General features: G+C 72.7%; 22 protein-coding genes. 15 read left to right on the top strand and 7 right to left on the bottom strand.

Features of this window, described 5'->3' with window-relative positions:
* Positions 1-6: 6 nt before the first annotated feature.
* Positions 7-3108, bottom strand: a complete 3102-nt coding sequence (locus ACQUQD_RS18655; protein ID WP_428953236.1) for an AfsR/SARP family transcriptional regulator — start codon at positions 3106-3108, stop codon at positions 7-9.
* A 299-nt stretch (positions 3109-3407) separates the two neighbouring features.
* Here ACQUQD_RS18655 and ACQUQD_RS18650 point away from each other — a divergent pair, with 299 nt between their 5' ends.
* Together ACQUQD_RS18650 and ACQUQD_RS18645 are read left to right on the top strand one after the other, a co-directional pair.
* Positions 3408-3920, top strand: coding sequence for a SigE family RNA polymerase sigma factor (locus tag ACQUQD_RS18650; RefSeq protein ID WP_428953235.1), 513 nt, complete (start codon positions 3408-3410; stop codon positions 3918-3920).
* A 31-nt stretch (positions 3921-3951) separates the two neighbouring features.
* The gene (locus ACQUQD_RS18645; protein ID WP_428953234.1) at positions 3952-5235 is read left to right on the top strand and encodes a hypothetical protein; all 1284 of its coding nucleotides are present in this window, start codon (positions 3952-3954) and stop codon (positions 5233-5235) included.
* 31 nt (positions 5236-5266) lie between these two features.
* Here ACQUQD_RS18645 and ACQUQD_RS18640 read toward each other — a convergent pair whose 3' ends face one another.
* A complete protein-coding gene (locus ACQUQD_RS18640; protein WP_428953233.1) occupies positions 5267-6955 on the bottom strand; it encodes a bifunctional 3'-5' exonuclease/DNA polymerase in 1689 nt (562 codons plus the stop codon).
* A gap of 208 nt (positions 6956-7163) precedes the next feature.
* On the opposite strand from ACQUQD_RS18640, the gene bla reads away from it, so the two are divergent.
* Positions 7164-8045, top strand: a complete 882-nt coding sequence (bla, locus tag ACQUQD_RS18635) for a class A beta-lactamase (RefSeq protein ID WP_428953232.1) — start codon at positions 7164-7166, stop codon at positions 8043-8045.
* Here the strand turns inward: bla and ACQUQD_RS18630 are convergent.
* Positions 8003-8851, bottom strand: a complete 849-nt coding sequence (locus tag ACQUQD_RS18630) for an NAD(P)H-binding protein (RefSeq protein WP_428953231.1) — start codon at positions 8849-8851, stop codon at positions 8003-8005. The two genes, bla and ACQUQD_RS18630, sit on opposite strands and share 43 nt — an antisense overlap.
* A gap of 82 nt (positions 8852-8933) precedes the next feature.
* Between ACQUQD_RS18630 and ACQUQD_RS18625 the strand changes: the two genes are divergently transcribed.
* The 4 genes from ACQUQD_RS18625 to ACQUQD_RS18610 all read left to right on the top strand — a co-directional run bounded on the left by ACQUQD_RS18625 (position 8934) and on the right by ACQUQD_RS18610 (position 13063).
* Entirely contained in the window at positions 8934-9332 is a 399-nt protein-coding gene (locus tag ACQUQD_RS18625) for a winged helix-turn-helix transcriptional regulator (protein ID WP_428953230.1), read from the top strand.
* Positions 9322-10422 (top strand): DUF2786 domain-containing protein, encoded by a 1101-nt coding sequence (locus ACQUQD_RS18620; RefSeq protein ID WP_428953229.1) that lies wholly within the window; start codon positions 9322-9324, stop codon positions 10420-10422. The genes ACQUQD_RS18625 and ACQUQD_RS18620 overlap by 11 nt, the downstream gene beginning before the upstream one ends.
* A gap of 63 nt (positions 10423-10485) precedes the next feature.
* The gene (locus ACQUQD_RS18615) at positions 10486-10833 is read left to right on the top strand and encodes an ArsR/SmtB family transcription factor (protein ID WP_428953228.1); all 348 of its coding nucleotides are present in this window, start codon (positions 10486-10488) and stop codon (positions 10831-10833) included.
* A gap of 34 nt (positions 10834-10867) precedes the next feature.
* On the top strand, positions 10868-13063 hold the full coding sequence (locus ACQUQD_RS18610) for an FUSC family protein (RefSeq protein WP_428953227.1): 2196 nt from the start codon (positions 10868-10870) through the stop codon (positions 13061-13063).
* A 19-nt stretch (positions 13064-13082) separates the two neighbouring features.
* Here the strand turns inward: ACQUQD_RS18610 and ACQUQD_RS18605 are convergent, their stop codons facing one another.
* The gene (locus tag ACQUQD_RS18605) at positions 13083-13616 is read right to left on the bottom strand and encodes a hypothetical protein (protein ID WP_428953226.1); all 534 of its coding nucleotides are present in this window, start codon (positions 13614-13616) and stop codon (positions 13083-13085) included.
* A 175-nt stretch (positions 13617-13791) separates the two neighbouring features.
* Between ACQUQD_RS18605 and rpmG the strand changes: the two genes are divergently transcribed.
* The 3 genes from rpmG to ACQUQD_RS18590 are packed head-to-tail and all read left to right on the top strand — an operon-like array spanning position 13792 to position 15383.
* Positions 13792-13956, top strand: coding sequence for a 50S ribosomal protein L33 (gene rpmG, locus ACQUQD_RS18600; RefSeq protein ID WP_428953225.1), 165 nt, complete (start codon positions 13792-13794; stop codon positions 13954-13956).
* 3 nt (positions 13957-13959) lie between these two features.
* The gene (locus tag ACQUQD_RS18595) at positions 13960-14238 is read left to right on the top strand and encodes a type B 50S ribosomal protein L31 (protein WP_428953224.1); all 279 of its coding nucleotides are present in this window, start codon (positions 13960-13962) and stop codon (positions 14236-14238) included.
* Positions 14235-15383, top strand: coding sequence for a CobW family GTP-binding protein (locus ACQUQD_RS18590; protein ID WP_428953223.1), 1149 nt, complete (start codon positions 14235-14237; stop codon positions 15381-15383). Before ACQUQD_RS18595 ends, ACQUQD_RS18590 begins: the two co-directional genes overlap by 4 nt.
* A 22-nt stretch (positions 15384-15405) precedes the next feature.
* On the opposite strand, the gene ACQUQD_RS18585 is transcribed toward ACQUQD_RS18590, so the two are convergent.
* Together ACQUQD_RS18585 and ACQUQD_RS18580 are read right to left on the bottom strand one after the other, a co-directional pair.
* A complete protein-coding gene (locus ACQUQD_RS18585; protein ID WP_428953222.1) occupies positions 15406-16890 on the bottom strand; it encodes an aldehyde dehydrogenase family protein in 1485 nt (494 codons plus the stop codon).
* A gap of 99 nt (positions 16891-16989) precedes the next feature.
* Positions 16990-17856: a helix-turn-helix domain-containing protein gene (locus ACQUQD_RS18580; RefSeq protein WP_428953221.1), complete on the bottom strand. Its 867-nt coding sequence runs from the start codon at positions 17854-17856 to the stop codon at positions 16990-16992.
* A gap of 256 nt (positions 17857-18112) precedes the next feature.
* Here ACQUQD_RS18580 and ACQUQD_RS18575 point away from each other — a divergent pair, with 256 nt between their 5' ends.
* Positions 18113-18595, top strand: coding sequence for an ATP-binding protein (locus ACQUQD_RS18575; protein ID WP_428953220.1), 483 nt, complete (start codon positions 18113-18115; stop codon positions 18593-18595).
* A gap of 74 nt (positions 18596-18669) precedes the next feature.
* Here ACQUQD_RS18575 and ACQUQD_RS18570 read toward each other — a convergent pair whose 3' ends face one another.
* Positions 18670-18912 carry a DUF397 domain-containing protein gene (locus ACQUQD_RS18570; protein WP_428953219.1) on the bottom strand — a complete coding sequence of 81 codons (243 nt, stop codon included), beginning with the start codon at positions 18910-18912 and terminating at the stop codon, positions 18670-18672.
* Positions 18913-19286: 374 nt separating this feature from the next.
* Here ACQUQD_RS18570 and ACQUQD_RS18565 point away from each other — a divergent pair, with 374 nt between their 5' ends.
* The 4 genes from ACQUQD_RS18565 (at position 19287) to ACQUQD_RS18550 (ending at position 22281) form a co-directional block, all read left to right on the top strand.
* The gene (locus ACQUQD_RS18565; RefSeq protein WP_428953218.1) at positions 19287-19823 is read left to right on the top strand and encodes a DinB family protein; all 537 of its coding nucleotides are present in this window, start codon (positions 19287-19289) and stop codon (positions 19821-19823) included.
* A gap of 17 nt (positions 19824-19840) precedes the next feature.
* On the top strand, positions 19841-20482 hold the full coding sequence (locus ACQUQD_RS18560) for a PadR family transcriptional regulator (protein ID WP_428953217.1): 642 nt from the start codon (positions 19841-19843) through the stop codon (positions 20480-20482).
* Between the two features lie 93 nt (positions 20483-20575).
* On the top strand, positions 20576-21517 hold the full coding sequence (locus ACQUQD_RS18555) for an ATP-binding cassette domain-containing protein (RefSeq protein ID WP_428953216.1): 942 nt from the start codon (positions 20576-20578) through the stop codon (positions 21515-21517).
* Positions 21514-22281 carry an ABC transporter permease gene (locus ACQUQD_RS18550; RefSeq protein WP_428953215.1) on the top strand — a complete coding sequence of 256 codons (768 nt, stop codon included), beginning with the start codon at positions 21514-21516 and terminating at the stop codon, positions 22279-22281. The genes ACQUQD_RS18555 and ACQUQD_RS18550 overlap by 4 nt, the downstream gene beginning before the upstream one ends.
* Positions 22282-22481 lie beyond the last annotated feature (200 nt).

The raw sequence follows: 22481 nt of genomic DNA, 5'->3' as shown, positions 1-22481 counted from the left end.
CCGGGATCACCGGGTGGCCAGGAGCTGTTCCAGGGGGACCGGCCGCCCGTCGGCGACGCCGCCGGCCACGTCGATGAGCCGGGCGGCGCGCTCCTGCCACGAGGGCGCGGCCAGCAGGGTGAAGGCCTGATGGGCCCGCCGTAGCCGGTCCACCGCCGCGGCGTCGCCCCGCAGGGCTTCGGAGCAGGCCCGGTCGGTCTCGATCCGGGCCTGCAGGAACCGGTCCCCGACGCTCTCGGCGGCGGTGAACGCCTCGCCGAGGGTGGCGTCGGCCGCGCCGAACTGCCCCTGCCGCCACTGGGCCTCGCCCAGGGCGCGCAGGGCGTACGCCTCCCCGAGCCGGTCGCCCTGCGCACGGGTGAGCTCGATGACCTCGTGGCAGGTCGCGACCACATCGCGCAGATCGCCGATGCGCAGATACGCCTCGGCGAGCCGGTAGATGTTCTGCGCCCGGCTGCGCATCGACCCGGCCTCGGCGCCGGCCGTGATGGCCTCCCGGGTCAGCGCGATCCCGATCTCGTTGTTGCCGCGCTCCAGCTCGATCTGCGCCAGCAGGCCCAGCGCGTGGGAGCCGCTGACCAGGTCGTCGGTCTGCCGGAACCGGTCGAGCGCGGCACGGCAGCGCTCGGCCGCGCCGTCGAGGTCGCCCCGGAACCGGGCACACAGGGCGAGGTTGCGCAGCACGACGGCCCGCTCGTGCGGGTCGTCGGCCTGGTCGAGCAGCTCCATCGCCGAGGTCAGCAGGCCTTCCGCGTCCTGGTAGCGGCGCTGGTAGATGGCGAGCGAGCCGAGCGAGCGCAGCATGACCGTGGCGCCGAAGGCGTCGTCGGCGAGCCGGGCGCACTCCAGGGCGCTCTGCGCGGCCTGCTGCCAGTCCTCCAGGTAGTTGCGCATCTCGAAGAGCGGCACGGTGCGTGCGGTCAGCTCCCAGGCGTGGCCGGCGTCGCCGCGCCGCGTCGCCGCGTCCACCATGCCGAGGATGGCGTCGCGTTCCGACTCGAACCACTCCAGGGGGTCGGCGAGCAGCTCCGCCACCGCGTCCGCCGGCAGCTCGCGGGCGAGTAGCCCCCGATGGCCCGGCAGATGGCCCGCCCCGTACAGCTGCTGGTGTGCGTTGTCGGCGAGCGTGAGCAGAGTCCCGTAGGTGCGCTCCAGGGCGTCCGCGCGCGCGTCGTCGGGATCCTCCTCGTGCGAGCGCTCCCAGGCGAAGAGCCGCAGCAGTTCGTGGAAGCGGAACCGGGCGGGCAGGTCCGCGCGGGTCATGGAGACCTCCAACAGCTGTGCGTCCACGAGCTGTTCGAGCAGGTCCTCGGCCTCCGTCAGGTCCGCGTCCAGGACGGCGGCGCCCGCCCAGGAGGCGAAGCCCGCCACCGGGAGCAGCGCGAGCCGCCGGAAGAGCCGGGCCGCCTCGGGCGACAACTCCCGGTAGCTGAGCCAGAATCCGGCGCGGACGCCGCCCTCGGGGGAACTCAGCACGTCGAGCCGCCCCGCCCGGTCCTCCAGCCGCGTGGCGAGCCGGCGCAGCGACCGGTAGGGCCGCGGGGTGAGGCGGCCCGCGGCGATGCGCAGGGCCAGCGGCAGATGTCCGCACAGCTCCGCGAGCCGCGCCGCGGCGTCCGGCTCCGCGGCGACCCGTTCGCGGCCGATCACGGTGGCGAGCATCCGGTCGGCCTCGTCCGTCGTCATCACGTTCAGGTGGATCTGAACGGCTCCGTAGTCGCTGACCAGTTCGTCCAGCGGGTCCCGGCTGGTGATGAGCACCAGGCACTGGCCGCGCCCCGGCAGCAGCGGCTGGATCTGCGTGAACGAGCGCACGTCGTCCAGGATGATGAGCAGCTTCCTGTCGTTCAGCAGGGAGCGGTACAGGGCGGCGCGCTCCTGGAGCCCGGCGGGGATCTGCGCGCTGGACACGCCGAGCCCGCGCAGCGCCTGGTCGAGGACGGACATGGACGACAGCGGCCGGTTCGACTCGTGGTAACCGTGTACGTCGATGAAGAGCTGCCCGTCGGGAAAGCGGTCGGCGATCCGGTTGGCCCAGTGCACGGTCAGCGCGCTCTTGCCGATGCCGCTCACCCCGGTGACGACGGCCACGGCGAGCGAGGACCCGTCGGAACTGCGGTGCAACAGCGTGTCGAGCGCCTCGATCTCCGGTTCGCGTCCGGTGAACGTGGACAGCGCGAGCGGCAGTTGGGCCGGCGCACCGGGTCCGGTGCCGGGCTCGGGCTGCGGCGCGGCGGCGGCGGGTGCCGGGACGGCGACGGGGGCGGGCGCGGGAACGGGCTCGGGGACCGGCGCGGGTTCAGGGGCGGCGGCCCGGGCCGGTCGCGGATGTTCGGCGAACCCCTCGGGGCCGTCGCCGCCCTGCAGGATCCGGCGGTGCATCTCCTGGAGTACGGGCCCCGGTTCGATGCCCAGTTCGTCCACCAGGGCCCGTCGGCCCTCGCGGTAGACCTGCAGTGCCTCGGCGCGCCGCCCGGCCATGTGATGGGCCTGCATGAGGTGGGCCCGGGCCTGCTCGCGCAGCGGGTGCTCCTTCACCAGGGCCGCGAGCTGCGGACCGACCTTCTGGTGGTGGCCGAGGCCCAGTTGGAGGGCCGCGTACTCCTCGCTCACATCGAGGCGGAACTCGGCCAGCTGACCGGAGATGTCATCGATGTGCGTGCCGGCGAGTCCGTCGAGCGCGGGTCCCCGCCACAGGGCGAGAGCGTGCTCGAACAACGCGGTCGCCTCCGCGGCCTGTTCACTGTGTGCCGCCACCATTCGGGCCCGCGCCACCGACTGGTTCAGATCCTTCAGGTCGATATAGCAGTGCGCGGAGTGGAGTATGTAGCCGGGGTGGCTGGTTTCGATCAAAGCGTCCGGCGCGGACGCCTCTCGGAAGATTCTTCGCAGAGACGTAATACAGATAGCGATTTGGTTGCGCGCGGTGGCGGGCGGATCCCCCTGCCACACCGCCTCCGTGAGGCTGTCCACCGAGACGACCCGGTCGCAGGAGAGCAGCAAGGTGGCCAGAACCGCACGCTGACGTGCGCTGCTGATCCGGATCGGACGGCCGGCGGCGGCCGCCTCAAGTGGTCCGAGCAGCTTGAAGGACACCACGTCGCTCACAGCGAATTCACTTCCCCGTCGGCCGTGCGACGCCTTCCCACCCCGTTGTCCCCAACCCGGCCGGTTCACCTCGTTGTCTGCGGCTGAGGCGACTTTCCAGATTGTGAAAATGAAAGCATCGCACCCCCAATGATCATCAAGTCGGATGCAAAGTCAACCGTGTATCGAACAGTGGTGACGGGATGCCGCTGCCGCGAAGTCGCACGATTGACAATTCGATTATTGCGCACCTGTGAAACATTCTGCCGGGGTCGGCGCATCTATCAGGTGTAGGTGAGGCGAAGGGGAGGACGCCGGGGATGAGACGGTCGCTTGAGAGCGGGTTCCGTGAGTTCGCCGAGGCGCGCACGGGTCAGCTGTTCCGGTCCGCGTGCCTGCTGACCAGCGGTGACACCCATCTGGCCGAGGACATGGTGCAGGAGACGCTGGGGCGGATGTACGTCGTGTGGGGCCGCTCCACCGTGCGGCTCGGCAATCCGGCGGCGTACGCGCAGACCGTGCTCGTGCGGGCGTACCTCGGGCACCAGCGCCGCCGCTCGGCGGCCGAACGGCCCTCGGACGACCTTCCGGAGCCGGTGGCGTCCGGGCCGGGTGATCCGTCCCTGCGGCTGACGCTCCTCGACGCGCTGCGCCAACTGCCCCCGAAGGACCGGGCGGTCGTCGTGCTGCGCTACTGGGAGGACCGGTCGATCGAGGAGACCGCCGACGTGCTGCACCTCAGCTCGGCCGCCGTACGCACCCGCAGCACCCGGGCCCTGGCCCGGCTGCGCGAGCAGCTCGGCGGCACCGTGGGCGAATTCGCCGCCCACTGACCATACGTACAAGCAGAGGGGAGTGGTCGGGGTGTCCGGAGCGGACGACGGCCGGGACGGTTTCGAGGACGTTCTCTCGGGGGCGCTGCGGCGCACCGGGGAGGGATTCGCCGCCGACGGGCGGACGCTGGTCGACGGCGGCGTGCTGCGCGGCCGTCGCCGGCTGCGGCGCCGGCGGACCGGCGCGGTGACCGGGAGTGTGGCGGCGCTGGCCGTCGTGGGGCTCGGGGCGTCGTACGCCGCCGGGGCCTTCGACGCCGTCGCGCAGAGCGGAGTCGCGGCGCGGCCGTCCGCCGCGTCGTCGGCCGCCGCGCCGGACGCGAAGAAGAAGGGGGCGCACGGCGACGGCCCGCAGTTGAGCGCGGACAAGGTGGTCGCGATCCTCGAAGGGCTGCTGCCCGAGGGGAAGGTGAGCGGCCGGGACGGGCGGGGGACCGCCGACCGGTCCGGGCCGCTCGCGCACCTCGTGTACGACGACGGGCACGGCAAGGGCGCCATCGGGGTCAGCGTCGGCGTGGCCGACCCGGACGGGGGTGCCGTGCAGCAGCAACTGGAGTGCCCCGACAAGCGGTTCGTGGCGCACGACTCGTGCACGAACGAGACGCTGTCCGACGGCTCGCGGCTGCTGCTGATGCGCGGCTACGAGTACCCGGACAAGCGGGTCGACACCAAGCTGTGGCGTGCCTACCTCGTGACTCCGCAGGGGTACACCGTCGACGCCGGCGAGTGGAACGCGGCCGCCGAGAAGGACGCCCCGGTGTCCCGGTCCGAACCGCCCTTGAGCATCGGGCAGTTGAAGACCCTGGTCACGTCCTCGAAGTGGCGGCCCGTGATGCGCGCGCTCGGCGAGGCGCCGTCCGAGCCGCTCGCGCAGCCGCCCGCGCAGGGCACCGACAAGGCGGCGATGCTGAAGAAGCTCAAGGCGCTGCTGCCGCACCGGGTGCGGGTCACCGCCGAGGGCGGGCAGGGGGACGGCTACGCGTACGTGGTCGTCGACGACGGCAAGGGCGAGACGCTCGTCCAGATCAATGTGCAGTCCGGCATGGACGATGTGCGGGGCGACCTGTTCGGGTCCGACGCCGAGACGCTGCCCGACGGCACGCAGGTGGCGACGCACCAGGGGGCCGGCGACGACAAGGGCGGTACGGGGATCGTGATGTGGACCGCCGACGCGATGGACACGGACGGGTTCCGGGTCGTGGTCTCCGCGTTCAACTCCGGTTCGCAGTCCACCGCCGCGACCCGGCCCGAACCGGCGCTGACCATGGCCGAGTTGAAGCGGCTCGTCCTGTCGGAGACATGGCACCAGCAGTAGTCGCCCCGCGGTTCCCGCTCACGGCGTCAGGTCACTTGGCGTCGGCGTAGCACTCCACCACCGCCACTGTGAACGGGAACCGCACCGGCGTCTGCCCGAACGTCAGCCGCCCCGCCAGCTCCGAGGCCCGGCGGATCGCCTCGGTCACCCGGGACGCCTCCGCCTCGGGGCAGTGCACGATCACCTCGTCGTGCTGGAAGAACACCAGCTCCGCCGCGAGCCCGGCGAGCTCCTGCCGCAGCGCGGCCAGCAACAGCAGGGCCCAGTCGGCGGCGCTGCCCTGCACCACGAAGTTGCGGGTGAAGCGGCCCCGGGCGCGTGAGTTCGACGACGCGTAGCCGTACGCCGGCTCGGCGCCGGAGGACGCCTGTCCGGGATCGTCCTGCGGGAGACCGGCCTCCTCGGCGTCGGCCGCGCCCACGGCCGGCGGGCACGTGCGCCCCAGCCAGGTGCGCACCAGGCGGCCCTCCTCACCGGCGCGGGCCGCCTCGTCGACGTAGGCGACCGCTGTCGGGAAGCGGCGGCGCAGCAGCGCGAGGTTCTTCAGGCCGTCGCCGGACGTCTGCCCGTATATGGCGCCGAGGACCGCGATCTTGGCCTGGCCGCGGTCGCCGGAGAAGGCGCGGTCCGAGACCGACTGGTACAGGTCGCCGTCCTGGCCGGCGACCTCCATGAACGCCGGGTCGCGGGAGATCGCGGCCAGCACCCGCGGCTCCATCTGCGCCGCGTCGGCGACGACCAGACGCCAGCCCGGATCGGCGACGACCGCGCGGCGGATGACCTTCGGGATCTGCAGGGCCCCGCCGCCGTTCGTCGTCCAGCGGCCCGAGACCGTGCCGCCCGGCAGGTACTCGGGTCTGAACCGGCCCTCCCGCACCCAGTCCTGCAGCCACGACCAGCCGTGCGCGGTGTAGATCCGGTACAGCTTCTTGTACTCGATCAGCGGCCGTACCGCGGGGTGGTCGAGGGACTCGATCTCCCAGCGCCGGGTGGATGTGATCTTGAAACCCGCCTGCGCGAACGCCTTCACCACGTCCGCGGGCAGCTCGGGACGCACGCGCCGGCCGAACGCCGCGGACACCTCGTCCGCCAGCTCCGCGAGGCGGCGCGGCTCGCCACCGCCCGCGTACCGCTCACCGAGCAGCTCGTGGAGCAGGGCCCGGTGCACATCGGCCCGCCACGGCAGCCCGGCCGCGTGCATCTCGGCGGCCACCAGCATGCCCGCGGACTCCGACGCGGTGAGCAGCCGCATCCGGTCCGGCAGGCCCGTCGCCGCGTGTCTGCGCTGCTGGTCCGCGTACACCTCGACGAGATCGTCCAGCGGTACGTCCACGGGCGGGCGCGGCTCGAACAGGGACGACTGGGAGCCGGGCTCGGCGACCCGGGCCGGCGGATCGGGCGGCACCGGCGCGTTCCGCAGCCGGGCCAGGGCTGCCGCGGCGGAGCGGGGTTCGCCGTGCCGGCCCTCGTGAGCCAGCAGCAGATTCTCGGCGGCCTCGATGTCGTAGCACCGCTCGACCCGCACTCCGGCGGCGAGCAGCCGCGGGTACACCGCGTGCGTGTCCCGCCACACCCACCGGGCCACGCCGGTCCGGCTCCGCACGCTCTCGACCAGGTCGGGCTCACGGGTGACCGGCCCGGCGGGCAGCCCGTCCGGGCCCAGCGGCACCAGGTCGGCGCCGCCGTGCTCGGTGAGGGCGAGGGCCCAGCGTTCGGTCACACGGCCGAGTGTCACATCCGGCACTGACATTTCCTTGTGGCCAACATTCCGGCCAAGTCGGCGGTGTCGCCGCGTGCGGGCCCGCGCCGCTGTTTCACTCGGCGGGACACGTACGAGACGGCACTCGACACGTACGAGACCGCACGCGTCACGGACGAGACCGCACGCGTCACGTACGAGACGGCAACGGAAGAGGACGGGAACCACCTTGCGCATCAGCCGCCGCGCCCTGCTGACCACCGGCACCGCCCTGGGGGTGACCACCCTGCTGGCACCCGGGACCGCCCGCGCCGCCGACGGGACCGGCCGCCGCCTGGCCGCCCTGGAACGCGAGCACGGCGCCCGCCTGGGCGTGTTCGCGCGGAACCTGCGCACCGGAGCCGTGGTCACCCACCGCGCCGACGAGCGCTTCCCCCTCTGCTCCACCTTCAAGACGCTCGCCGTCGCCGCGGTGCTGCGCGACCTCGACCACGACGGCACGTTCCTTGCCCGCCGCGTCCACTACACGCAGGCCGACATCGACCGGGCCGGCGGCGCCCCCGTCACCGGCCGCCCCGAGAACCTCGCGCACGGCATGACCGTCGCCGAACTGTGCGGCGCGGCCGTCTCCTACAGCGACAACACCGCCGCCAACCTCCTCCTGCGCGACCTCGGCGGCCCCACCGCCGTCACCCGCTTCGCCCGCTCGGCCGGGGACCGGGTGACCCGGCTCGACCGCTGGGAGCCCGAGCTGAACTCGGCCGAGCCGGGACGGACCACGGACACCACCACACCGCGCGCCATCGGGACCACGTACGCCCGGCTCGTCCTCGGCCGGGCCCTGGACCCCGCCGACCGGGACCGGCTGACGGACTGGCTGCTCGCCAACACCACCAGCGGCAAGCGGTTCCGCGCCGGGCTGCCCGACGACTGGGTCCTCGCCGACAAGACCGGCACGGGTGAGTACGGCACGGCGAACGACGTCGGCATCGCCTGGGACCCGTCCGGCGCGCCCGTCGTCCTGTCCGTGCTCACCACCAAGCCCGCGCAGGACGCCACGCCCGACGATCAACTGGTGGCGAGGGCGGCCGAGTTGATCGCCTCGGTGTAGGCCTCGGCCGCCGGGCGCGGGGCCCGGCCGAGCAGCTCGCGGAGCGTGCCGCGGTCCGCCGCCGCGATGCCCGAACCGTCCAGGAAGCCCGCCGCGATCGCCGAGTACGTCCCGACGAGCATCGGCACCTGGAACGGGAGCGCGCCGGACGCCGCGATCCGCTCCCGCGCCCCGGCCAGCGTGCCCGGCGCGTACGCGGCGCCCGCGGCCCGCGCCAGCTCGGCGCCGCCCAGCGGGGTCTCGCCCACCAGCTCGTGGACGCGGGACGCGTGCCGCGCCGGGTCCAGGGCCACCCGCACCGCCGCCTCCGCCAGATCGTCCCGGGCCACCGCGGCGAGCCGCCCCGCGCCGAGCGGCGCCGTGATCACGCCGTCCGGGCCCGGCGCGGCGAGGAAGGCGAGCAGTTCGGCGTAGAGCCCGTTGCGCAGGACCGTCCAGGCGGGCAGGGACGACTCCCGCAGCCGGCGCTCCGTCCAGCGGTGGGCCAGGGCGTACGGGAGGTGGTCGCCGTCGCCCGACAGGCTCGTGTAGACGACGTGCCGCACGCCGGCCCGCTCGGCCGCCGTGACCGCCGCCCCGTGCCGCGCGACGACCTCGTCGTCCTCGCCGTAGCCCGCCGAGATCAGGAGCAGCGTGTCCACTCCGGCGAAGCCCTCCGTGAGCGTGCCGGGCACGTCGAAGTCGATGCGGCGCCGCCCGGTCCCGGTCCCCGGCTCGCGGGTGCCGAGCAGGACGCCGGGGCGGCCCGCGAGCCGCCCCGCGATCAGTGTGCCCAGCTCGCCGGAAGCGCCTGTGACCAGCAGCATGGAAGGTCCCCCTCATGAGATGCGTTGTGCGTGCTGAGACCATCGTCGGGGCGTGGGAGCAGGCCCGTAAGGAGGCACTTTGATGTCAGTGGGGCACACCGGGGTAACCACTCCCGAGCCGGTCGTCACCTGCGACGACCACGACGACTGCGGGATCCGCGACGTCCTGGACCGGCTCGGCGACAAGTGGTCCGTGCTGGTCGTCGTCGAACTCGCCGCGGGCGTACGGCGGTTCCGCGAGCTGCAGCGCGCGGTGACCGGCATCTCGCAGCGCATGCTGACCCTGACCGTGCGCCGCCTGGAGCGGGACGGGCTGGTGACGCGCACGGTGCACCCGACGATCCCGCCGCAGGTCGAGTACGAGCTGACCGGGCTGGGCCACAGCCTCACCCACCTCATCAAGGGCCTCGCCGACTGGTCCCGGGAACACAAGCCCGACATCGCCGCCGCCCGCGCCGCCTGGGACGCGCATGAGCACTAGCACCGTCGAGCGGGCCTTCGCCGCCGCGCTGTACGCCGCCGACCACGACCTGGACACCGGCGCGTCCCTGCTCGCGGCCGACCCGTCCGCCGACGCCGAACTCGCCCGGCGCGGCGCTGAGTTCGTGCGCCGCGCGTGGGAGCGCGGCTGGCAGCCCGCCGACGTGGTCCGGATGGTCGTGCGCGAACTGTCCGCGGGGCACGCGGGGCTCGCCGCCCGGCTGATCCGCGCGGAGACCGGGCGGTACGCGACGCTGCCGCCGCGCTGGCCGGCCCAGCTCGCCGAACTCCCCGAAGGCGAGCCCCGCCAGGACCGCTTCTCGTACGCCACGACCGTCCTGGAGCTGTACCGGCTGCTGCTGCGGCTGCCCGCGATCGAACCGGCCGGCCCGGTGCCGGGGGAGTCCGTGACGGTGCCCGTCGCGGGCGAGCCGCGCGCCCTGGCCCGGATCCGCGCGCTGCTCGCGAAGGCGGAGGCCACCGGCTATCCGCCGGAGGCCGAGGCGCTGTCCGCCAAGGCCCAGGAGCTGATGGCCCGGCACTCGGTCGACGAGGCGCTGCTCGCGGCCCGTACGCACGCGAAGGACGCGCCCGCCGCGTGCCGGATCGGCGTCGACGCCCCCTACGAGACGGCCAAGGCCGTGCTCCTGGACGCGGTGGCCGGCGCGAACCGCTGCCGTGCCGTGTGGAACAGCGCGTTCGGCTTCTCGACGGTCGTCGGCTTCGAGCCGGACCTGGAGGCGGTCGAGGTCCTCCACACGTCCCTGCTGGTGCAGGCCTTCGCGGCGATGACCCGGGCCGAGGCGGAGCAGCGGGCCGCGGGCCGCAAGCGCACGAAGACGTTCCGCCAGTCGTTCCTGGCCGCGTACGCCCACCGGATCGGCGACCGGCTGGCAATGGTCGCCGATCAAGTGGCCGGCGAGCAAGGTGAGTTGCTGCCGGTCCTGGCCGCGCGCGATGTCGCTGTCGCGGGGCGGGCGCAGGAGATGTTCCCGGAGACGGTGACGACTCGGATGAGAGGGGTCACCGATGCGGCGGGGTGGGACCAGGGGGTGGCGGCGGCGGAGCGGGCCCGTGTCGGGGAGCCGTGAGCCGATCCACCCGCGAGGGATAGGCTGTTCGTTGCTCAGCGAACAGTCGATGAGGAGGCCGACATGACGACGCGGGTGACACAGGCGACGAGTCACCGCCCGGCGCCGGTGCACACCGACCCGGCCGACGTGCCCCTGGAGGCCGCGCTGCTCGCGCTCGCCGACCCGGTCCGCCGCACGCTCGTACGCGAACTGGCGGGCGCCGCCGACTGGGAGCGCGCGTGCGGCACCTTCGACGTGCCGGTCACCAAAGCGACGCTGAGCAGGCACTTCTCCGTGCTGCGCGAGTCGGGTCTGCTGGAGCAGCGGGACGCGGGGCCCAAGCGGTTCAACCGGCTGCGGCGCGCCGAGTTCGAGGAGCGGTTTCCCGGTCTGCTGGACCTGGTCCTCCGGGGCGACACGGAAGACTGACCGTATTGACGAGGAATGACCGTATTCTTACGGAGTGAGCTGGTTCCGGGCGCTGAAGGACACCACCCGCTCGGGCCTGACCGTCGAGCGGAAACGCCTGGAACCCCTGATCGCCCTGCGCGGCGCCGCCGGGCTCGCGATCGTCGTCGCCGTCAGCCTCACGCTGTTCGGGCCCGCGGTGGCGGCCGGCTCGGCGTTCGGCGCGTTCCAGGCGGCGATCGCCACGTTCCAGCGCAGCTGGCGGCCCCGCCCGGAACTGGCGCTGGCCTCCGGCGCGAGCCTCGGCATCTCCACCTTCCTCGGCTACCTCACCGGCTCCCACCTGGTGCTCTTCCTGCCGCTCCTCGCGGTCTGGACGTTCCTGGCGGGCCTGTCCTGGGCCGCGGGCCCGACCATCGGCATCATCGCCTCGTCGAACGTCGCGATGATGCTGGTCACCATCACCCTGCCGACGACGATCGGCGAGGCGGCCGGACACGCGGCGATGATGGTCTTCGGCGGCCTGGTCCAGGCGACCCTGGTGATCCTCTTCCCCGTACGCCGCTGGGGAGCGCACCGCGACGCCCTCGCCGACGCGCTCGCCGCCGAGGCCGACTACGCCCGCCGCCTGCGCCACGACCCGGTCGCCGAGTTCGACCCGGCCCCGCTCATGCTGGCCCGCAACGCGGCCGCGCTCACCCCGCGCCAGGCCCGCACCCGCCCCGCCCAGCTGCACGGCACCCGTGGCCTCGCCGAGCGCATCCGGCCGGTCCTCGCCTCGCTCGCCGACCCGGCGGTCGGCGTCCCCGCCGAGGGCCCCGAGCGCGACCGGGTCCGTGAGCTGCTGGCCGCCGCCGGTTCCATCCTGGACGCGGCGGCCCGCGCCATCCGCCACGGCACCCCGGTCGACCTCCCCTCGGGCGCGATCGCGGCCTTCCGCACCCCGGACACCGGGGCGATCCTCTCGGGCCCGGCGCAACGCGCCGCGACCCGGCTGGGCTCACTCCTGCGGGACGTGGTGGAGACGGCGGGCGGGGTCCCGGAGCGGGAGCCGGCGCCCTGGAAGCGGGTGACCACCGGCGCCGGACTGCGGGACCGGCTCTCCCCGTCCCGGCGGGGCCCGGACCGGCCGGCGCCCCCGGACCGGCCCGCCCGGCCGCTGAGCCGCCCCACCCTGCTCCAGCTGGTCCCCGTCGCCGTACGGGCCATCCGGCGGGAGGCCCGGCCCGGTTCACCGATCCTGCGGCACGCCACCCGCGTGTCCACGGTCGCCGTCGCCGGCTACCTCATCGGCAACGCCCTCCCCTTCGGCCACGGCTACTGGGCCCCCATGTCGGCCGTCATGGTCATGCGCCCCGACTTCTCGCAGACGTACTCCCGCGCGGTCGCCCGCTTCGGCGGCACCCTCGTCGGCGTCGCCCTGGCCACCGCCGTCGTCCAGCTCGCCCACCCCGGCACGGGGCTGTCCGCCACCCTGGCCGTCCTGTGCGCGGGCCTGATGTACCTGCTCATGCGCACCGGCCAGCTCGCGGCCCAGGCCTGCGTCGCCGCGTACGTCGTCTTCCTGCTCGGCATGGGCGGCCAGACCTGGGACCAGACCGTCCCCGAGCGCGTCGTGCTCACCCTCGTCGGCGGCCTCCTCGCGATGCTGGCGTACGCCCTCTACCCGGCCTGGGAGACCCCCCGGCTGCGCACCCGCCTCGCCGACTGGCTCGTCGCGCTCGGCGCGTACGCGGCCGTCGTCGTCGACCACTACGCCCACCCGGCCGGCAAGGCCTGCCCGGACGTCCGCGAGGCGCTGCTCAAGGCCCGGGACGCGCACATCGCCTGGCAGGACGCCGCGGCCCGGGCCAGGACCGAACCCGTACGCCACCGGGGCCTGTCCAACGCCGCCGCCGACGACGCCGCGCACGCCCTGCACCACCTGGGCCGCGTCGCGATGCTGATGGAGGCGCACCTCCCGGAGCGCGACGCCACCCCCGTCCCGGCCGCGGCCGCCCTCGCCGACGCGCTGCGCGCCGCGACCCGCGACGGCGCCCGGGCCATCCGCGAACGCCGCGTCCCCGGCTGGAAACCGGTCCGCGAGGCCCTCGACGCCTGGGACGGCGAGGGCGTCCCGGACCGCGTCGTCCGGCGCGGCGCGGGCATGCTCGTGGAGACCCTGGAGGAACTCTCCGACGCCCTCGACACCGTCGCACCGCCGATGACGCTGAAGCCCGCGGAGAAACCGGACGGGCCACAGCACCCCTAGCGCGTGCGCAGAGCCGTCCTCAGTTCGTCGGCAGCCCGCTCGGCAGGCCCGTCGGCAGCCCCGTGGGCAGCTTCCCGTCCGCCGACTTCGTGAACGTGTCCGTCGTCCCGGCCTTCCAGGACACCTTCATCGTCTTGCCGTCGTTGGACTCGATCGCCCCCGTGGTGCGGTCGGTGTTCCCGTCCGCGCACTTCAGGTCGAGCGTCGGCTTGCCCGCGGCGGTCACGGTCCCGCTGCACAGATGACCGTCGCCCGAGCTCAGCGACGCCTGCTCGCCGCCGATGACGAGAACGACGGCCTGCCCGCCGGTGGTGGCGCTCCAGATGCCCTCGGCGTCCTTCGCGGACCCGGCCGAACCGGACGACCCGCCGTCGGGCGCCGCCGAGGACGACGAGCCGCCGTCCGACGCCTTGTCCTTGCCGGCCGTGCCGTCCGTGCCGTCCTTGGCGTCGTCACTGCTGCAGCCGCCGACGGCCAGCACCGCCACGACGGCCGCGGCCCCCGCCACGATCCGCACGTTCCTGCCGTTCCCGCTGCCGTTCCTGATGCGCACAACATCCCCCTACGTCACTGCTGTTGTCCTGAATCGCCGCTGCAAGTTACCAGCCGTCACACGGGCGGTTCGTCCGACCGGGGCAGGAAGTACCCGGACAGGGGAGTGACGCATCTCTCAGCGGGAGCGGCTCACTCCTTATTGAAAACGGTAGCCATTTTCATATAATGGCGGCATGGCTCGCAACGAACTCCGTCCAGTGATCAGGCTCAGGTCCACCGCGGGGACCGGCTACACGTACGTGACCCGCAAGAACCGCCGCAACGACCCCGACCGCGTGACCCTGCGCAAGTACGACCCCGTCGCCGGCCGTCACGTCGACTTCCGAGAGGAGCGCTGACCCATGAACAACGCCATCCACCCCGCCTACGGACCGGTCGTGTTCCGCGACCGCGCCGCGGACCACGCCTTCCTCACCCGCTCCACCATGACGAGCGAGCGGACGATCGAGTGGGAGGACGGGAACACGTACCCCGTCGTCGACATCGAGATCTCGAACGTCAGCCACCCCTTCTACACCGGCAACCAGCGGGTCCTGGACACCGCCGGCCGGGTGGAGCGCTTCGAGCGCCGCTACGGGAAGCAGTCCGGGGACGAGCCCGGGAAGACGTCCGGCCGGTGAGCCGGCTCCCCGTCGTGATCGTCGGCGGCCTGCACGCGGATGCGCGGCGGGCCGCCGTCGACGAGCTGCTCACCGCCGTCCCCGGCAGTGCGGCCCTCCATCACGACCTCTCCACCGCCGCGCGGGGCACGGTCCTGCGCACCCTGCGCGACGCCGCCGGCACCCTCGCCACCGACGAGGTGCCGCTCGCCGGCGACTGCGCGTGCTGCACGCTGCGCGAGGACCTCGTCCCGGAACTGCGGCGCCTCGCCGACGACGGCCGCACCACGCTCGCCGTCGTCGACCTCTGGGACTCCGTCGAGCCGAGGGCGACCGCCGAGGCCGTCGCGGCGCACGGCCCGGACCTGCCGGTCATGACCGTCGTCACGGCCGTCGACCCGGCGCTGCTCCTGCCCTTCCTCGGCAACGGCGACGACCTCGCGGACACCGGACTCGCCGTGGCCGGCACCGACCGGCGCACCGTGGCCGACACCTGGGCCCGCCAGCTGGAGTACGCCCCCGTGCTCGCGGTCGCCGACTCCCCGGAGGCCGACGACGCGGACCGCGCGCTGCTCGCCCAGCTGCACCCCACCGCCCACCAAGTCGTCCTCGGCAGCGGCACGTTGGCGGCGGCCGCGCTCACCGGGACCTTCGACACCGAGGCCGCCGCGGCCGCCCAGCACCCGGCCTGCGCCCTGCTGCCCACCGACGCGGACGAGGCCGGGATCGGCACGCTGGTGTGGCACGCGCGCCGCCCGTTCCACCCCGAGCGCCTCTACGCGGCCCTGGAGGACCTCACCGTCGCGGCCGCCCGCAGCCGGGGCCGCTTCTGGCTCGCCGACCGCCCGGACACGCTGCTGCACTGGGACGCGGCCGGCGGCGCCCTGTGCGTGGAGAGCGCCGGCCCCTGGCTCGCCTCGCTGCCCGACGCGGCCTGGGACCTGGTCCCGCCGGTCCGCCGCGCGGCCGCCGCGCTCGACTGGCACCCCGAGCACGGCGACTGCTGCCAGCACCTGGTCTTCACCTCGCCGGGCCTGGACCGCGACGGCCTCGAACTGCTGCTGTGCTCCTGCCTGTTGACGGACGCCGAGTACGCCTCCGGCCGCGCCGCCTGGCAGCGGCTGAAGACGACGCCCGCCTTCGACACGTTCCTGGGCGCGGCCTAGGACCCGGCCCGCCGGACAGGTCCTAGAACGGGAACCGGCTCCGGCCGTGCTGCACCGAGATCCACTTCTGCGTGGTGAAGGACTCCACGGTCGCGTCGCCGTTGAGGCGGCCGAGCCCGGACCGCTTCTCGCCGCCGAAGGCGACGAGCGGCTCGTCGTGCACGGTGCCGTCGTTGACGTGGATCATGCCCGTGTCGATCTGCTGGGCGAACGCCACGCCCCGCTCGATGTCGCCGGTGTGCACGGCCCCGCTCAGCCCGTACGGGGTGTCGTTGGCGATCCGCACCGCCTCCTCGTCGCCGTCGAACGGGATGAGGAGCGCCACCGGGCCGAAGATCTCCTGGCGCAGCACCGGTGAGTCGGCGGGCAGCCCGGTCAGTACCACCGGCTCCACCAGGTTCCCGTCCACGGTGCCGCGCAGCAGCGCCGTCGCGCCCTCCGCGAGCGCCTGCTCGACGACGCCCGAGACCGCTTCCGCCTGCGTGGAGTTGATGACCGGGCCGATGACCGTCTCCGGGTCGCGCGGGTCGCCCGACTTGAGCGTCGCCACCTTCGCGACGAACTTCTGCGTGAACTCCTTCTCGACCTTGCGGTCCACGAGGATCCGGTTCGCGGCCATGCAGACCTGGCCCTGGTGGACGAACCGGCTGAAGACCGCCGCGTCCACGGCGTAGTCGATGTCGGCGTCGTCGAGCACGGTCAGCGCGCTGTTGCCGCCGAGTTCGAGCACCGCGTGCTTGAACTGCGAGGCGCACACCGTCGCGACGTGCTGGCCGACCTTGTCGGAGCCGGTGAAGGAGATGACCTTCGGCACGGGGTGCGTCAGCAGCGCGTCGCCGATCTCCGCGATGTCGGTGATGACCACGTTCAGCAGGCCGGCCGGCAGCCCCGCGTCCTCGAAGATCTTCGCGACCAGCGAGCCGCCGACGATCGGCGTGTTCTGGTGCGGCTTCAGCACGACGCCGTTGCCCAGCGCCAGGGCCGGGGCGACGGACTTGAGGGACAGCAGGAACGGGAAGTTGAACGGCGAGATCACGCCCACCACACCCACCGGCACCCGGTACAGGCGGTTCTCCTTGCCGTCCACGGGGGAGGGGATGACCCGGCCCTGCGGACGCAGCGCCAGCTGGATCGACTCGCGCAGGAACTCCTTGGCGAGGTGCAGCTCGAAGCCCGCCTTGGTGCGCGTGCCGCCGAGCTCGTCGATGATCGCCTCGGCTATCGCGTCCTCGCGCTCCTCTATCAGCCGCAGCGCCCGCTCGAAGACGAGGCGCCGCGTGTACGCGTTCGTCCTCGCCCAGTCCTTCTGCGCCCGCTCGGCGGCCCGGTACGCCTCGTCGATCTCCTCGACCGAGGCGACGGTGATGGAGGCGAGCTTGTCACCGCTGTACGGATTGAAGTCGATGATGTCCCACGACCCGCGCCCGGGGCGCCACGACCCGTCGATGTACTGCCGGTCCAGTTCCGAGAAGTAGACCTGTGAGGACTGTGACGACTGTGACGTCATGGGGAAATCCCTTGCTGCAGCGCCGGACACCTGATGTGACGTCATGGTACGGGCGGTACCTGTCAGCTGCCGTAAGGGATCGTTCAACTGCCTTTGTATTTAAGCGAATTCGCTCAGAATGCGACGCAGCAGCGTCCGGCTCTCCTCCGGGGAGGGGCATTCGTCCTGAAGCTGGGCCATCGCCTTCTCGTACTGGGCGACGTCCTCGCGCTTGTCCAGGTACAGGGCGCTGGTGAGCTGTTCCAGGAACACGACGTCCGAGAGGTCGGACTCCGGGAAGGTGAGGATCGTGAACGTGCCGGACTCGCCGGAGTGCCAGCCGTGGCTGAACGGCATGATCTGCAGCGTCAGTTGGGGCAGCTCGGACACCGTGACGAGATGCTCCAGCTGTCCGCGCATCACCTCCGGGCCCCCGTGCACCCGGCGCAGCGCGGCCTCGTCCAGGACGATCCGGATGTCCGGCGCACGCTCCGCGACCAGCAGCTTCTGCCGCTCCAGGCGCAGCGCCACGCGGCGGTCGATGTCCTCCCGGGCCGCGCCCCGCATGCCGCGCGCGACGACCGCGTGGGCGTACGCCTCGGTCTGCAACAGGCCGTGCACGAACTGCGCTTCGTACCCGCGGATCAGCGACGCGGCGCCTTCGAGGCCGATGTACGTCTGGAACCAGCCGGGCAGCACGTCGGAGTAACTGTGCCACCAGCCGGCGACGTTGGCCTCTTTCACGAGGGACAGCAGCGCCCCGCGCTCGGCCTCGTCGGTCACCCCGTACAGGGTCAGCAGGTCCTCGACGTCTCTCGCCTTGAAGCTCACCCGTCCCAACTCCAAGCGGCTGATCTTCGATTCGGAGGCGCGGATCGAGTAGCCGGCGGCCTCTCTCGTGATGCCGCGCGATTCCCTCAGGCGCCTCAGTTGTGAGCCCAGCAGAATGCGCCGCACCACCGAGCCGCTCGACTCCCCAGCGGTCACGTCTCTTCCTCCCCATCCGTTCAGGGGCCGAAGTCTGCCACTAAAACGCTCCGGCCCGTACTCGTTCGGTTACAGAAACGGAAAGATCACGAAAGACCTCCGCAAGAAGTCGTAGGAAGAAATGAGCAAGAAGCGGTGCGGGAACGTCCAAGTCGGGCGCGTGCACGTGCATCTGCCCTTGCATCCGGTGTACGCATTCGGAACGATGGTCGTCACCACCGCTCGCTACGTACTGCGAATCTGGGGAGTGCCTCGCATGGGGACGAACGGATCGACCATGCTCGAGCCATTACGGCAGGGCCTTCCCCCTCTCGACCCCTCGGCCGTCTCCAGCGCCGCCTCGTGCGCCCTGCCCGCCCGGTACGAAGCGGTGCGCAGCGCACGGGACTTCACGCGCAGGACACTCGCCGACTGGGACGTCCCCGAGCGCTTCGACGACATCTGTCTGGTGGTCTCGGAACTGGTCACGAACGCGCTGCGGCACGCACTGCCCGCGGGCACCCCGCACGACCAGGACCCGCCCGTGCGGCTGCACTTGATGCGCTGGGCGTCGCGGGTGGTGTGCGCGGTGCGCGACCCGAGCGACGAGAGTCCGGTGGCCCGGGAGACGGAGGACGACTTCGCGGCGGAGTCCGGGCGCGGCCTGTTCCTCGTCGACTCGTTCAGTGACAGCTGGGGCTGGCATCCGCTGGCCGGCGCGCTGGGCGGGAAGGTGGTCTGGGCCCTGTTCAGACTCTGAATACAGGCCCGTCCCGCCGTACGGACGGGTAGGCGGCGGCAGGTCCGGAATCTACGCGCGTCGGAGTCCTGTCGTCACGCGCCGGCTATCAGATGGTCGAACTCGCCGTCCTTCACGCCGAGCAGCATGGCCTCTATCTCGGCGGGCGTGTAGACGAGCGCGGGCCCGTCCGGGAAATTCGAGTTGCGCACGGCCACCGCGCCGCCGGGCAGTTTGGCGAACTCCACGCAGGATCCTTGCGAGTTGCTGTGCCTGCTCTTCTGCCAGACCACTCCGTGCAGGTCCGCGGCCGCCATGCCGTTGTACACGTGATGCACGGTTCGCTCCCCGGTGGTGCTGTAGCTGTGAACTGACCCGGTGACAGGTGAGAAAGCGGAGATCAACTGCCGCAACTGTCCAGGAGCATAGCTTCGTTCATCTGGCCATGCATGGGCAGATGCACGTGCACGCGGGGTGTTCCCCTGGTTACAGCCCCGCTGTCATCTGCCCCGACGGTCGCATGCCATGCAAACGCCGCGTCCGCCCGTGGCCTTCCCGGCCATCGCCGGTAGGACGCCCCGCATCGAACATCGAGGAATTTTCCTCCGCGGACGAGATCCGAAGCGGTCAGCATCTGGCCTATATCCCCCGTACCTTCATCTGTGTCGGAACGCGACGTACCGGCACATTACGGAGACGAGAGGTGGCCGCCATGGTCATGCACGTGAACCCCGAGGCCCGCGGCGACGAGCGCGGGGCGCTGCTCGCCTTCATCGCCGAGCAGCGCGGCGGCATTCGCCGGGCCCTGCTCGGCCTGAGCGAGGAGCAGGCCACGTCCCGGCCGAGCTCCAGCGAGCTGTCCCTCGCGGGGCTGCTCAAGCACGTGGCCGAGGTCGAGCAGGGCTGGATCGCCCGGGCCCAGCAGATCGCGCCGGACACCGAGCGTGACGCCACGACCTGGGGCGACAGCTTCCGCCTCGTCGGTGACGAGTCGGTGAAGGAGGTCCTGGACTACTACGAGGACGTGGCCCGCCGCACCGAGGAGTTCTTCCACGCGGCGCCGAGCCTGGACGACACGTTCCCGCTGCCGGACCAGCCCTGGTTCCACGGCTGTCCCGCGGTCTCGCTGCGCTGGCTCGGGCTGCACCTGATCCGCGAGACGGCCCGGCACGCGGGTCACGCCGACATCATCCGCGAGTCCCTGGACGGCAAGACGGCCTTCGAGCTGGTGGCGCTGGCGCAGAACTGAGGTCCTACGCTGGGCGCATGTCAGCGATCCGCCTCCTGGTCCTCGGGGCCGTACGCCAGCACGGCCGCGCACACGGCTACCAAGTGCGCAACGACCTGGAGTACTGGGGCGCCCACGAGTGGTCGAACGCCAAGCCCGGTTCGATCTACCACGCCCTCAAGCAGATGGCGAAGCAGGGACTGCTGGTCGCGCACGAGATCGCCCCGTCGACGGCCGGCGGCCCGCCGCGCACCGAGTACGAGATCACGGAGCAGGGCACCGAGGAGTACCTCGCCCTGCTCCGTGAGTCCCTGACCGCGTACGACCAGCGCCCCGACATCCTCACCGCGGCGCTCGGCTTCATGGTGGACCTGCCGCGCGGGGAGGCCGTCGCCCTGCTCGAGGAGCGGGTGCGCCGGATCGAGGAGTGGCGCGGCTCCGTCACCGGCTACTACACACCCGAGGGCGGCCCCGGACAGCTCGGCCACATCGGCGAGATCATGAACTACTGGGTGTACTCGGCCGACACCGGCGCCGCGTGGACCCGGGGCCTGATCGGCCGCATCGAGGGCGGCGCCTACACCTTCGCGGGCGAGGGCGAGCCGTTCGTGGGGGTGCTCGCGGAGGGACAGGAGAACCCGTACGCGACGGGGGAGCGGCTGCCGGAGGACGACCGCTAATCAAGTTTGACGAATCGCATCGGCGGCGTTACTTTTGCTTCCTAGTCAAGTTTGACTAGGAAGTGTCAGGGGTGCCGGGAGCGAAGGAGTCGGATGACGGACGCGATCGTGACCGAGGGTGTACGCAAGCGGTACGGCGACAAGGCGGCGCTCGACGGTCTCGACCTGACGGTCGGCCGGGGCACCGTGCACGGCGTGCTCGGGCCGAACGGCGCGGGCAAGACCACCGCCGTGCGGATCATGACGACCCTGCTGCGCTGGGACGAGGGCCGCGTCGAGGTCGCGGGCCACGACGTGCGGCGCAGCCCCGACGCGGTGCGCCGCCGGATCGGCCTGCTCGGCCAGCACGCGGCGCTGGACGAGGAGCTGAGCGGGCGGCAGAACCTGGAGATGTTCGGCCGCCTCCACCATCTGGGCGCGCGGCGGGCCGGGGCCAGGGCCGACGAGCTGCTGGCCCGCTTCGGCCTCGAGGACACCGGCCGCAAGGCGGTCACGGCGTACAGCGGGGGCATGCGGCGCCGCCTCGACCTCGCGGCGTCGCTGATCACCGAGCCCGAGGTCCTCTTCCTCGACGAGCCCACGACGGGCCTCGACCCGCGCGGCCGCGCCGAGGTCTGGGACGCGGTGCGCTCGCTGGTCGGCGGCGGTACGACGGTGCTGCTCACCACGCAGTACCTGGAGGAGGCGGACCAGCTCGCCGACCGGATCTCGGTGGTCGACCGGGGGCGGGTCGTCGCGGCCGGCACCCCGGACGACCTGAAGGCGCGGCTCGGCGGCGACCGGATCGACGTCGTGGTCCGGGACGCCGGTCACCTGCCGCTCGTGGCGGGCCTGCTGCCGCCCGGAGCGACGGCCGACGCGGACCGGCGCCTGGTCAGTGCCCCGGTGACCGACCGGATGGCCGCGCTCGCCGACGTCGTACAGGCCCTGCGGGCGGCGGGGATCGACGTGGAGGACGTGGCGCTGCGGCGCCCCACGCTGGACGAGGTGTTCCTGCACCTCACGGACCGGACGACGGCGGGGGTGGCTGCATGAGCACGTCGTGGGGCTGGGCGGCCGGCGACTCCTGGACGATGACCCGGCGCGAACTCGCGCACTGGGCACGGCAGCCGGTGCGGATCGTCGTCGGCCTCGTCTTCCCCGTGATGCTGCTGGTGATGTTCGGCTACCTCATCGGCGGCGGCAAGGGCGTCGAGGGCGATTACGTGGACTTCCTGGTCCCCGGGATGCTCGCGCTGACCATGGCGTTCGGCCTGGAGTCGACGATGCTGGCCGTCACCCAGGACCTCAACAAGGGCGTGATCGACCGGTTCCGGTCCATGCCGATGGTCGACGGGGCGGTCCTGGTGGGCCGTTCGGTCGCCGACATGCTCCAGTCGGCGGCGGCCCTCGCGGTCATGGCGGGGGTCGGGTACGCGCTGGGCTGGCGGGCGCACGGGTCCCTCGGCGCGCTCGCCGGCGCCTTCGGACTGCTGTTGCTGCTGCGGTTCGCGATGCTGTGGATCGGTATCTGGCTGGCGATGGTGGCCGGCAAGCCGGAACTGGTGCAGGCCGTGCAGATCCTGGTGTGGCCGGTCGGGTTCCTCTCCAACGCGTTCACGGTGCCGGCGACCATGCCGGACTGGCTCGGCGCAGTGGTGGAGTGGAACCCGATGTCGGCGACGGCGTCCTCGGTCCGCCATCTCTTCGGCAACCCCGGCGGCGCGGACGAGGTGTGGCTCGCGGTGGTGTGGCCGGTCGGACTCCTCGCGGTGTTCTTCCCGCTGGCGGTACGGAGGTTCGCGGCACTCAGCAGGTAGACGCGTCCCGTCCGCCGGGTCCGGCTTCGTCGGCGGGTGCGGGTCGCGTTGTGCCCGGTCGCGCGACCAGGCCCCGCTCACCCGCACCCGGCAATGAGCCAGCAGCCCTACGGCGAGCTGCGCCTAGGGACTGTCCGGCGGATCGTGTCGCGGGCGCGGGGTCTGGCACGCCGACCTGCGGCACAGAAGAGCACGGGCCC

Origin of the sequence: Streptomyces sp. cg35, assembly GCF_050410835.1 — a bacterium.
Lineage (GTDB): Bacteria > Actinomycetota > Actinomycetes > Streptomycetales > Streptomycetaceae > Streptomyces.
The sequence above is the reverse complement of the archived record's forward strand: the minus strand, read 5'-3'. Positions and strand labels throughout refer to the sequence as shown.

Excerpts from the sequence above, each read along its gene's own strand:
- ACQUQD_RS18650 (WP_428953235.1), top strand. The coding sequence starts at position 3,408 with ATGAGACGGTCGCTTGAGAGCGGGTTCCGTGAGTTCGCCGAGGCGCGC.
- ACQUQD_RS18560 (WP_428953217.1), top strand. The coding sequence starts at position 19,841 with ATGTCAGCGATCCGCCTCCTGGTCCTCGGGGCCGTACGCCAGCACGGC.
- ACQUQD_RS18575 (WP_428953220.1), top strand. The coding sequence starts at position 18,113 with ATGGGGACGAACGGATCGACCATGCTCGAGCCATTACGGCAGGGCCTT.
- rpmG (WP_428953225.1), top strand. The coding sequence starts at position 13,792 with ATGGCTCGCAACGAACTCCGTCCAGTGATCAGGCTCAGGTCCACCGCG.
- ACQUQD_RS18625 (WP_428953230.1), top strand. The coding sequence starts at position 8,934 with ATGTCAGTGGGGCACACCGGGGTAACCACTCCCGAGCCGGTCGTCACC.
- ACQUQD_RS18565 (WP_428953218.1), top strand. The coding sequence starts at position 19,287 with ATGGTCATGCACGTGAACCCCGAGGCCCGCGGCGACGAGCGCGGGGCG.
- ACQUQD_RS18620 (WP_428953229.1), top strand. The coding sequence starts at position 9,322 with ATGAGCACTAGCACCGTCGAGCGGGCCTTCGCCGCCGCGCTGTACGCC.
- ACQUQD_RS18595 (WP_428953224.1), top strand. The coding sequence starts at position 13,960 with ATGAACAACGCCATCCACCCCGCCTACGGACCGGTCGTGTTCCGCGAC.
- ACQUQD_RS18585 (WP_428953222.1), bottom strand. The coding sequence starts at position 16,890 with ATGACGTCACAGTCGTCACAGTCCTCACAGGTCTACTTCTCGGAACTG.
- ACQUQD_RS18550 (WP_428953215.1), top strand. The coding sequence starts at position 21,514 with ATGAGCACGTCGTGGGGCTGGGCGGCCGGCGACTCCTGGACGATGACC.
- ACQUQD_RS18615 (WP_428953228.1), top strand. The coding sequence starts at position 10,486 with ATGACGACGCGGGTGACACAGGCGACGAGTCACCGCCCGGCGCCGGTG.
- ACQUQD_RS18630 (WP_428953231.1), bottom strand. The coding sequence starts at position 8,851 with ATGCTGCTGGTCACAGGCGCTTCCGGCGAGCTGGGCACACTGATCGCG.
- ACQUQD_RS18555 (WP_428953216.1), top strand. The coding sequence starts at position 20,576 with ATGACGGACGCGATCGTGACCGAGGGTGTACGCAAGCGGTACGGCGAC.